At 43.4% G+C, this 11,079-nt stretch carries 9 protein-coding genes; 5 read left to right on the forward strand and 4 right to left on the reverse strand.

Going from position 1 to position 11,079, the window contains the following annotated elements:
* Nucleotides 1-20 precede the first annotated feature (20 nt).
* From BSR11_RS12080 to typA, 4 genes are all read right to left on the reverse strand, one after another.
* Nucleotides 21-947 carry a bifunctional GNAT family N-acetyltransferase/hotdog fold thioesterase gene (locus tag BSR11_RS12080; protein ID WP_072670603.1) on the reverse strand — a complete coding sequence of 309 codons (927 nt, stop codon included), beginning with the start codon at nt 945-947 and terminating at the stop codon, nt 21-23.
* Between the two features lie 33 nt (nt 948-980).
* Nucleotides 981-1,415 (reverse strand): D-aminoacyl-tRNA deacylase, encoded by a 435-nt coding sequence (gene dtd / locus BSR11_RS12085; protein WP_072670604.1) that lies wholly within the window; start codon nt 1,413-1,415, stop codon nt 981-983.
* Nucleotides 1,387-2,250: a virulence factor BrkB family protein gene (locus BSR11_RS12090; protein WP_375152959.1), complete on the reverse strand. Its 864-nt coding sequence runs from the start codon at nt 2,248-2,250 to the stop codon at nt 1,387-1,389. Before BSR11_RS12090 ends, dtd begins: the two co-directional genes overlap by 29 nt.
* Before the next feature lie 286 nt (nt 2,251-2,536).
* Entirely contained in the window at nt 2,537-4,360 is a 1,824-nt protein-coding gene (typA, locus tag BSR11_RS12095) for a translational GTPase TypA (protein ID WP_072670606.1), read from the reverse strand.
* A gap of 503 nt (nt 4,361-4,863) precedes the next feature.
* Between typA and glnA the strand changes: the two genes are divergently transcribed.
* The 5 genes from glnA (at nt 4,864) to add (ending at nt 10,899) form a co-directional block, all read left to right on the forward strand.
* Entirely contained in the window at nt 4,864-6,273 is a 1,410-nt protein-coding gene (gene glnA, locus BSR11_RS12100; protein WP_072670607.1) for a glutamate--ammonia ligase, read from the forward strand.
* 219 nt (nt 6,274-6,492) lie between these two features.
* The gene (locus BSR11_RS12105; RefSeq protein ID WP_072670608.1) at nt 6,493-7,038 is read left to right on the forward strand and encodes a DUF4124 domain-containing protein; all 546 of its coding nucleotides are present in this window, start codon (nt 6,493-6,495) and stop codon (nt 7,036-7,038) included.
* A gap of 237 nt (nt 7,039-7,275) precedes the next feature.
* Nucleotides 7,276-8,322 (forward strand): nitrogen regulation protein NR(II), encoded by a 1,047-nt coding sequence (gene glnL, locus BSR11_RS12110; protein WP_072670609.1) that lies wholly within the window; start codon nt 7,276-7,278, stop codon nt 8,320-8,322.
* 39 nt (nt 8,323-8,361) lie between these two features.
* A complete protein-coding gene (gene glnG, locus BSR11_RS12115) occupies nt 8,362-9,768 on the forward strand; it encodes a nitrogen regulation protein NR(I) (RefSeq protein WP_072670610.1) in 1,407 nt (468 codons plus the stop codon).
* Between the two features lie 126 nt (nt 9,769-9,894).
* On the forward strand, nt 9,895-10,899 hold the full coding sequence (gene add, locus BSR11_RS12120) for an adenosine deaminase (RefSeq protein ID WP_072670621.1): 1,005 nt from the start codon (nt 9,895-9,897) through the stop codon (nt 10,897-10,899).
* Nucleotides 10,900-11,079 lie beyond the last annotated feature (180 nt).

The following is an 11,079-nucleotide window of genomic DNA, read 5'->3' on the forward strand; positions in this document are numbered from 1 at the left end:
AACTTGAAATGGGAGTAAGCTTAAGCACGAGCGTTCTCAATGATCGTCAAATAATCAGGGATGAGCATATAAGTACCAATAAATTCCACCGCATCTTTAGTACCACTACTGATATCAACCTTGACCACAATACGTGCTTTTCTGCCCGAAGCTAAGCGATCAAGATCGCCGCTGATCCCATCTAATGAGGTCGACGCAACAGGATTATGCACCACCGGATGTCGATATCGGATACGGCTATCAACCAACACAATATCCCCTTGCAAATTACGTTCACGCATTAATAACCAAGCCATTCCCCACCCGGTTAGAGTGGCCAAAGTAAAGGCCGAACCGGCGAATAAAGTGTTATGGGGATTTAGATTAGGATTAAGCTGCGCGCTGCATTGAAACTGATACCCTGTGTATTGTTGGACTTTAATTCCCATCTTGTCACTGATCGGAATATGCGTAGCCCAACGCTCTTGCAACTCAGTACACCACTCTGGCTTGCGCAACACATCAGCCATGGGGTCTAGCGGTTTAACCATTTGCTGATGGCGAACCGGACCCCGCTCATCCGTTAAAGCCCCTCGTCGCTCAAAACCATTTTGTGCGTAAAAAGCTATCGCATCTTCACGAGCATTACACACTAAACGTTTCGCTCCTTCCTGACGAGCTAAAGACTCAAGAGCCACTAACAACAAAGATCCCATGCCTTTATTACGCGCACTGGACTTCACCGCCATATAGCGAATCTGCCCTTCACTATCCGGAGTAATATAGACTCGACCAATCGCGATTGGTCTTCCTCGTCCATCGACTATCATTCGATGATGACTCATAGGATCGTATTCATCACGCTCAGAACCTAAAGGCATTCGCCAAGGTTCGCGTAGCATCTGCCAACGAAAATGGTAATACTTGTTGAGCTGGTTTTCCGTTTTGGGAGTGATAAGCTTAAACATTGATTCCCTTCCTAACGCGCTGTTTCGCTTGGATTAAGCCTGTAACCAAAAAGTCACTGGGCCATCGTTAATAAGTGAGACCTGCATATCCTGCGCAAAACGTCCTCGTTGCGTCGGTAAAATGGTCGCACATAGATCTGAAAAATAATCGTACAGACGTTCCGCTTCTTGTGGTGCAGCCCCACGAGAGAAACCAGCTCGAGTGCCTTTTTTGGTATCAGCGGGCAGTGTAAACTGCGATACCACCAAAACGCTTCCACCAACATCTTGCACGCTAAGGTTCATTTTCCCCGCCTCATCTTCAAAAACGCGATATTGAGTGACCCGCTCAACCAAACGTCTTGCTTTGGCGTCATCATCATCACGTTCGACTCCCAGTAACACCAATAAACCGCGCTCAATTTGTCCGACGACGTCACCATCGACTCGCACGGCAGCTTCACTCACCCGTTGAATTAAAGCGATCACGTGGATCTCCTTGTGGTTTTTCTACTAATTTATCTTGTTGAATGGCTGAGTCTACCACGTTAGGTTCACGCTTCCATTGCTCACTTTCACCTAAAGCGGCAGTAAATTCAGCCCCAATCAGCACAATCAACCAACATAAATACACCCATACGAATAAAATCGGTATCGCGGCGAGTGCGCCATAAATCAACTGATAAGATGGAAATTGAGTAATGTAAGCTGCAAACGCTTTTTTGCTTAACTCAAATAGCAACGCAGCAACAAATGCACCGGACAAAGCGTGAATAATACGAACTTTTTTATTGGGCACCAAAACGTACAAACCCACAAAGGCAAAGAAAGATAATAAAAAAGGTAAGCGACTTAAAAACAACCGAAAGGCACCGCTGAACGCTTCACTCTCCATCAGTTTCAATGACGTGACATAAGAAGTGACCGCGATACTCGTACCAACTAAAATAGGGCCTAATGTTAAAATCATCCAATACATAGAAAATGAAAAAACGACGCGCCGTTTATTGCGTACTCGCCAAATAAAATTCATATTTTTATCGATATTTGAGATAAGCATTAACGCCGCGATAAATAAGAAAGCACCACCAACAGCGGTCATTTTTCCTGTATTAGCAACAAACTGCAGTAAAGCATTACTGACCGCATCACCCGCCGCAGGAACAAAATGGGTGATGACAAACTCTTGGATAATGTCCCCCACATTATCGAAAATCGCGAAAGAGGAAAGAATCGATAACAACACCGTCAACATCGGTACAAGCGACAGCAGGGTAATATAAGCTAAATAGCCAGCATTAATATTGATTCGGTCATGATTCATTCGATTGAGCAAGTAACGCATAAACTGCACGCTTTGCTTAAATAACGTCTCTAATGCCAAAATGTGACTCCTAGTTGGTCCTGTTCGATAATCTAGTGTACTGAAAAATGAATACCATTACCTCACCACCATTACCACATATTATGTCAGGATATGCTTAAACGTATCATCCAACACGGCAAACTCCGTTGAGGACGATAAACTCTCAAACCAAGCAAACAGGACGTATAAAAAAACCCTTAGCCTTTACAGGATAAGGGTTTTTATTGCTGTCAATGACGATTAATTAGCCACGAGAAGCACGTTTACGCTCGTTTTCGGTTAGATGTTTTTTACGAATACGAATACTCTTTGGCGTCACTTCTACGAGTTCATCGTCATCAATGAACTCAAGCGCCTGCTCAAGAGTAAATTTAATCGCTGGCGTCAACACCTGCGCTTCATCCGTACCAGAAGCACGTACGTTGGTCAGCTGTTTGCCTTTTAGACAGTTTACCGTTAAGTCATTAGAACGATTATGGATACCGATCACCTGACCTTCATAGACTTCATCAGCATGCTCAGTAAACAGACGACCACGCTCTTGCAAGTTAAACAGTGCGTAAGTTAACGCCTTACCTGTCGCATTCGAAATCAGTACGCCGTTCACTCGCTGGCCAATATCACCGCCTTTATGAGGGCCATAATGATCAAACGTATGATAAAGCAAACCTGAACCTGACGTTAATGTCATAAACTCAGTTTGGAAACCAATTAGACCACGAGAAGGCATCACAAAGTCTAAACGAACTCGGCCTTTACCGTCTGGCGACATATCTTTCATCTCGCCTTTACGTAGACCAATTTTCTCCATAATCCCGCCTTGATGCTCTTCCATCACGTCGATAGTCACCGTCTCAAACGGTTCCATTAACTGACCATTCTCTTCTTTAAGAATAACTTCTGGACGTGAAACGGCTAATTCAAAACCTTCACGACGCATGTTTTCAATCAAGATAGAGAGGTGTAATTCACCACGACCAGAAACACGGAATTTATCTGGATCATCCGTTTGTTCTACACGCAGAGCTACGTTATGCACTAACTCTTTCTCAAGACGCTCAAGAATATTACGTGAAGTAACGAATTTACCTTCTTTCCCGGCAAAAGGAGAGGTATTGACTTGGAAAGTCATGGTTACGGTTGGTTCATCAACACTCAATGGTGGTAACGCTTCAACGGCGTTAACATCACAAATGGTATCGGAGATTTTCAGCTCACCCAATCCCGTTACCGCGACGATATCACCCGCAGTGGCAAGCTCTGTTTCTGTACGTTGTAGGCCAAGATACCCAAGTACCGTACCCACTTTACCGTTACGCTTTTTACCATCCGCAGAAATAACGGTTACTTGTTGGTTAGCTTTTACGCTACCACGAGTCACACGGCCTACACCGATAACGCCAACGTACGAGCTATAATCAAGTTGTGAAATTTGCATCTGTAATGGACCAGCAAGGTCCACTTGTGGAGGCTCTACATTATCGACGATTGCTTGGAACAATGGTTCCATGTTTTCACCAATAACACCTTCTTCTAAGGTAGCCCAACCATTCAAAGCTGAAGCATAAACCACTTGGAAATCTAGCTGCTCATCACTGGCTCCAAGGTTATCAAACAAGTCAAATACTTGATCCATTACCCAGTCAGGACGAGCACCAGGACGGTCAATTTTATTGATAACGACAATCGGCTTTAAACCATGAGCAAAAGCTTTTTGAGTCACAAAACGAGTTTGTGGCATAGGACCATCAACGGCATCGACAATCAAGCAAACACAATCAACCATCGACATAATACGCTCAACTTCACCGCCGAAATCGGCGTGTCCTGGGGTATCTACGATGTTAATTCGGTAATCATGCCAATTGATCGCGGTATTTTTAGCAAGAATCGTAATACCACGTTCTTTTTCAATATCGTTCGAGTCCATGACTCGCTCTTCAGCGTCACCGCGAGACTCTAAGGTTCCCGACTGCTGGAGTAGTTTATCCACCAAGGTCGTTTTGCCGTGGTCAACGTGCGCGATGATCGCGATGTTTCTTAGTTTTTCAATTTGTGGAGTAGCCATGGAGTTTTGCTTCACTTATTTTACACAGATAGCTCGTTTCTACGGGAGTGCACAAACGTAGCCAAAATTTTCGTTAAAAAAATGGTCAATAATGTACCAGATTTTGGCGAAAAACCTAGAAAAATGTGATCTATCACGCCCAATATTGTCCTATTACATCCTAGCCCTCACTCTCACTTAATTCAAACCCATAGCAACGAAGAAATGCAGATTGACAAAGCCATGAATAATCGGCTGAATGAACGCGTGTTTTTAGTCGTTGAGTGAGCCATCCAACACGTCGCACCAACTTGGTGCATCTTATGGCTTTTTTGGTGCAACATGACGCACCACTTTCACCCAATAAAACATAAACAATTGATTTTATGGACAATAAAAACTGGCACGAATATCGCTTATATAAATACAGTACGGATTAAGCTTGATGAGAAACCATTAATCTGTGCTGATTTCATTTTGATTCGAGCCCAAACCGCTTTATTTAACACTGGAGGTTATCCAAGATGTCAGTAGAAAACGTACTATCGCTGATCCAAGAAAACGAAGTTAAGTTTGTTGACTTACGCTTTACCGATACAAAAGGCAAAGAGCAACATATCTCTATTCCTGCTCACCAAATCGACGCAGACTTCTTCGAAGAAGGTAAGATGTTCGATGGTTCATCTGTTGCTGGCTGGAAAGGAATCAATGAATCTGACATGGTGATGATGCCTGATGCATCCAGTGCCGTTCTTGACCCATTCACCGATGATGTCACTCTCAATATTCGCTGTGATATTCTTGAACCAGCCACGATGCAAGGTTATGACCGCGATCCACGTTCTATTGCGAAACGTGCCGAAGACTATATGCGCTCAACCGGTATTGCTGATACGGTTCTTGTCGGTCCAGAGCCAGAGTTCTTCCTTTTTGATGACGTAAAATACACCAACAGCATGTCTGGTGCCTCATTCAAAATTGATGATATCGAAGCAGCTTGGAACACTGGCGCAGAAATTGAAGGTGGTAATAAAGGTCACCGTCCAGGCGTAAAAGGCGGCTATTTCCCAGTTGCTCCAGTAGACTCATCACAAGATATCCGTTCTGCGATGTGTTTGATCATGGAAGAAATGGGCTTAGTCGTTGAAGCGCACCATCATGAAGTGGCAACCGCTGGTCAAAACGAAATCGCGACTCGCTTTAACACGCTCACCACAAAAGCAGATGAGATCCAAATTTACAAATACGTGGTGCATAACGTTGCACACGCATTTGGCAAAACCGCGACCTTTATGCCGAAACCTTTAGTTGGTGATAATGGATCAGGCATGCACGTACACCAATCGCTAGCGAAAGATGGCGTCAATCTATTTGCTGGTGATAAATACGGCGGTCTTTCTGATCTTGCTCTGTATTATATCGGCGGCATTATCAAACACGCTCGCGCGATTAATGCTTTCGCGAACCCATCAACTAACTCGTACAAACGCCTTGTCCCAGGGTTTGAAGCACCGGTGATGCTAGCTTATTCAGCGCGTAACCGTTCGGCATCGATCCGTATCCCTGTCGTACCAAGTCCGAAAGCACGTCGTATCGAAGCTCGCTTCCCAGATCCAGCAGCTAACCCATATCTTGCGTTTGCAGCTCTGCTTATGGCAGGCCTAGATGGCATTAAAAATAAAATCCATCCTGGTGAAGCAATGGACAAGGATTTATATGATTTACCCGCAGAAGAAGCGGCGGAGATCCCAAAAGTTGCTGAATCTTTGGAAGTCGCACTAAAAGCTCTCGACGAAGATCGTGAGTTCCTCACTGCAGGAGGCGTATTCTCTGATGATTTCATTAATTCTTATATCACACTGAAATCAAAAGATGTTGAGCGTGTTAACATGGCCGTTCATCCACTTGAGTTTGAACTGTATTATTCGGTGTAATCAGCACCGAATGTAAATCTACGCTTATTTTGCAACGTAATTCTAGGCTCGCCTCGCAGGCGGGCCTTTTGTTTATTTGGCTTTCCCTCCATTGACCTTAACATCGTTAGTATCTCATCAAGCAGGAGCATAATCGTCAGACTTAGCACTAAAAGAGGTGATCATTAATGCCATTGCACCACTTCCGAGCAAAGAAGCCGCAAAATAATAGAGGTAAAAATGAATCCTATATTTATCGTGTGTTTACTTATCTACAGCGTAGTACTGTCAATCACTAGCCATGCACAAACGGTATACGTTTGGGAAGATGAACACGGGATAGTTCATTTTAGTGATTTTGCTCAGAGTCCACATGCTCAATTAATTACCTTATCAGTCGACGATCATCCTGCTCCCGAGCCTCAATTTAGTGAAGCAATACCAGTTGATGAAACCCTACCAAACAAAGCCTCTCAACCTAGCAGCTCCCAGTTGCCAGCCTTAGGACTACAGATAATCTCGCCACTTGATCAACAAACGATTCGTGATAACCAAGGACGTATTAAAGTTGTCGTTGAATTAAGCCGCCCTTTGACAACCGATCAGCACCTACAACTGATGCTTAATAACCAAGTCTATGGCGCACCTAATACGCAAAATTATTGGGAGTTAAAAAATATCGATCGAGGTGAACATCGTTTGATGATTCAAGCAATTGAAAACGGCAAGGTTATTGCATCAACCGTTCCTGTAACGGTTTATTTACATCAAGCCAGGCGACATTAGTCAGTCATTGTGCGAGTTATTCACTGAACAAATAACCGTAGCATATTGATATATCATGCTTTATTGATGTGAAAGGATGACAAAACCAAATCAGCCAATATCGCTGTACCTTGGTAGTCATCATAAATAAATACTCTCGCTTTTATTTAAGCTTTTGCTTTTTATTCCGTTGCGCCATACTGAACCATCCTTCGCACCAAAGTGGTGCAACAAATTAATGGCTAATAGGATGCTGCTGTGAATCTAGATCGAAGTGAAGCGATACTAAATAATCTCGTCACCGCGACATTATTACTTGATGAGAACTTATCTGTCCGCTATGCAAACTCAGCCGCAGAGCAGCTCTTCTCACAAAGTGCTAAACGCATTCTTCATCAATCATTGTCCACACTGGTACAACATGCCTCTCTTGATCTCGCTTTATTAACTCAACCACTACAAAGCGGACAAAGCATCACCGATAGTGACGTCACGTTTGTTGTAGATGGTAAGCCACTGATGTTGGAAGTCACCGTCAGTCCTTTTTCATGGCAAAAAGAACTCTTGTTATTGGTTGAGATGAGAAAGATTGGTCAGCAGCGGCGTTTAACACAAGAGCTCAATCAACATGCCCAACAACAAGCAGCCAAATTGCTAGTCCGAAGTTTGGCTCATGAAATTAAAAATCCATTGGGAGGATTACGCGGCGCAGCGCAACTACTCGAAAGAATGCTGCCAAATCGTGAATTAACCGAGTATACGCAAATCATTATTGAACAAGCCGATCGTTTAAGAACATTAGTCGATAGGCTGCTTGGTCCTCAGAAACCAGGCAAAAAAACACATGAAAATTTGCATGTTATTCTAGAAAAAGTAAGGCAATTAATCGAATTAGAAGTCAGCCACTCAATCATTATTGAACGAGATTATGACCCGAGCCTACCAGAGCTACTGATGGATACCGATCAAATTGAACAGGCATTACTGAATATTGTTAGTAATGCTGCACAAATTCTCACTCATCAACCTCATGGAATGATTACGCTTCGCACCAGAACCGTACATCAAGCGAATATTCATGGTCATCGCCACAAGTTAGTCGCGCGGATTGAAATCATCGATAATGGGCCAGGCATACCACCTGAACTGCAAGATACTCTATTTTATCCCATGGTCAGTGGTCGAGAAGGAGGAACGGGATTAGGACTGTCCATCTCACAAAACCTGATCGATCAGCATAATGGAAAGATTGACGTCGAAAGCTGGCCAGGACGTACCGCATTTACGATTTATTTACCTATTTAACCTGATCAGGATCCGGTCAAATAAAAAAGGAGAACAAACATGAGCAAAGGATACGTCTGGGTGGTTGATGATGATAGCTCAATTCGCTGGGTTCTAGAAAAAACCTTAGCTGCTGCCAATATAAAATGTGAAACCTTTTCTGATGCAGAAAGTGTCTTAATGGCTTTAGAAAGAGAAACGCCGGATGCACTTATCTCGGATATTCGTATGCCTGGAATGGACGGGATTGAACTACTTAACCAAATCCACTCTCGGACACCAGAATTACCGGTCATCATCATGACTGCCCATTCAGATTTGGATGCCGCAGTGAATGCGTATCAAAAAGGCGCTTTTGAATACCTTGCCAAACCTTTTGACGTCGATGAAGCGGTCACTTTAGTTGAACGAGCAATTGCACACGGCCAAGAACAGCGCACCACTCAAGTACAGCAAACCATCTCAACCTATAGAGCGCCTGAAATTATTGGCGAAGCCCCTGCAATGCAGGAGGTGTTTCGAGCAATTGGCCGACTTTCCCGTTCCTCAATTTCAGTTCTCATCAATGGTGAGTCAGGAACTGGTAAAGAGCTGGTTGCCCATGCTTTACACCGTCATAGCCCTAGAGCACAGAAACCATTTATCGCACTTAATATGGCTGCGATTCCGAAGGATTTAATTGAATCAGAACTGTTTGGACACGAAAAAGGCGCATTCACTGGAGCAAACAATGTCCGTCAAGGTCGCTTTGAACAAGCCAATGGAGGAACGCTCTTTCTTGACGAAATCGGTGACATGCCACTTGATATACAAACACGATTATTAAGAGTCCTTTCTGATGGGCAATTCTATCGTGTTGGCGGACACTCAGCTTTAAAAGTTGATGTCCGAATAGTAGCGGCAACCCATCAGCATTTAGAAAAATTAGTCCAACAGGGAAAATTTCGTGAAGACCTATTTCATCGCCTCAATGTTATCCGAATTCAAATCCCAGCTTTGCGCGAGCGACGACAAGATATTGAAAAACTAACTAAACACTTCTTAGCATTAGCTGCCGAAGAGCTCAGTGTAGAAATAAAAACATTACACCCTAAGAGTATTGAAATTCTTAACCGATTAGATTGGCCAGGTAACGTCAGACAACTAGAAAATATGTGTCGATGGTTGACAGTAATGGCAAGCGGTAGTGAAGTATTACCAAGTGACTTTCCACCAGAGCTTCTTGAGCAACATAAAGTCGTAGAGACAACAAAGGATCTCCATTGGCAAGATCAGCTTGAAATGTGGGCAAGAAGCGCCTTAGCGGCTGGAGAGACAGACCTTCTAGCACATGCACAACCAGAATTTGAGCGCATATTATTAGAAGTGGCGTTAGATCATACCCATGGCCATAAGCAAGATGCAGCCAAAGTCTTAGGTTGGGGGCGTAATACCTTAACACGTAAATTAAAAGAACTTTATTTGTAAACAATCAACACGTTCAGTAAACAAGAACAAAATAAAAACGAATTGTGCAGATTCCCGAGCTGGTATTGCTGACAGACATGCGTTTGGTTTTTATACTTGATTGATACTATGACCTGGAAAAATGCCATGATAACCAAAAACTTCCCTCTTACAGATTTACATCGCCACTTAGATGGCAACATACGTACTCAAACCATCCTCGACTTAGGCCGTAAATTTAATGTCCCCTTGCCAGCGAATACGGTGGAGGGTTTAACACCTTATGTCCAAATTGTTGAAGCAGAGCCTTCACTGGTTGCATTTTTATCCAAATTAGATTGGGGAGTAGCAGTACTAGGCGATTTAGATGCTTGTCGTAGAGTCGCCTATGAAAATGTAGAGGATGTTTTACATGCTCAAATTGATTATGCGGAATTACGTTTTTCACCTTACTATATGGCGATGAAACACAATCTACCCATTGCCGGTGTAGTAGAAGCAGTCGTAGATGGTGTAAAAGCGGGTGTTCGCGACTTTGGAGTTCAAGCTAATCTGATTGGGATAATGAGCCGAACTTTTGGAACTGAAGCATGCCATAAAGAATTAGAAGCGATTCTTAGCCAAAAAGAGCATATTGTCGCTGTCGATCTTGCAGGAGATGAACTGGGACAGCCTGGAGAACGATTCGTCCAGCATTTTAAACAAGTCAAAGATGCGGGGTTACATGTCACGGTTCACGCTGGAGAAGCGGCAGGCCCTGAAAGTATGTGGCAGGCGATCAAAGAACTAGGCGCGATACGTATTGGCCATGGTGTAAAAGCTATTCACGATCCTAATCTAATGGATTATCTTGCAAAACATAAAATTGGCATTGAATCTTGTCTCACTTCGAATATTCAAACCAGTACCGTTGAAAGCTTAGAAAAACATCCAATTAAACGCTTTTTAAACCATGGTATCTTAGCCTGTCTTAACACCGACGATCCAGCAGTAGAGGGAATAGAGCTTCCTCACGAATATCACGTCGCTGCTCCTCAAGCCGGACTAAGCAACGAACAAATTTATCAGGCGCAGAAGAATGGCGTAACACTTGCCTTCTTGTCTGAAAGAGAGAAAAAGGCATTAATCGATAAAGTCGCGACTCGGTGCTAGGTGCCATGCACATGTGAAAAAGTAAAAAGGTCGAGAGTATTCGACCTTTTTATTGGAATTTGATTAAAGCTTTCTGAATAATAGACACAAAATCACGAGGACAACTTCTCGTTATTGCTCAGTGCGGCTCATAAAAAAATCCCCAGCATTGCTGCTAGGGATTCTTTATCAGTGGCGGAG

The sequence above is a fragment of the Vibrio injensis genome (genome assembly GCF_001895205.1).
Lineage (GTDB): Bacteria > Pseudomonadota > Gammaproteobacteria > Enterobacterales > Vibrionaceae > Vibrio > Vibrio injensis.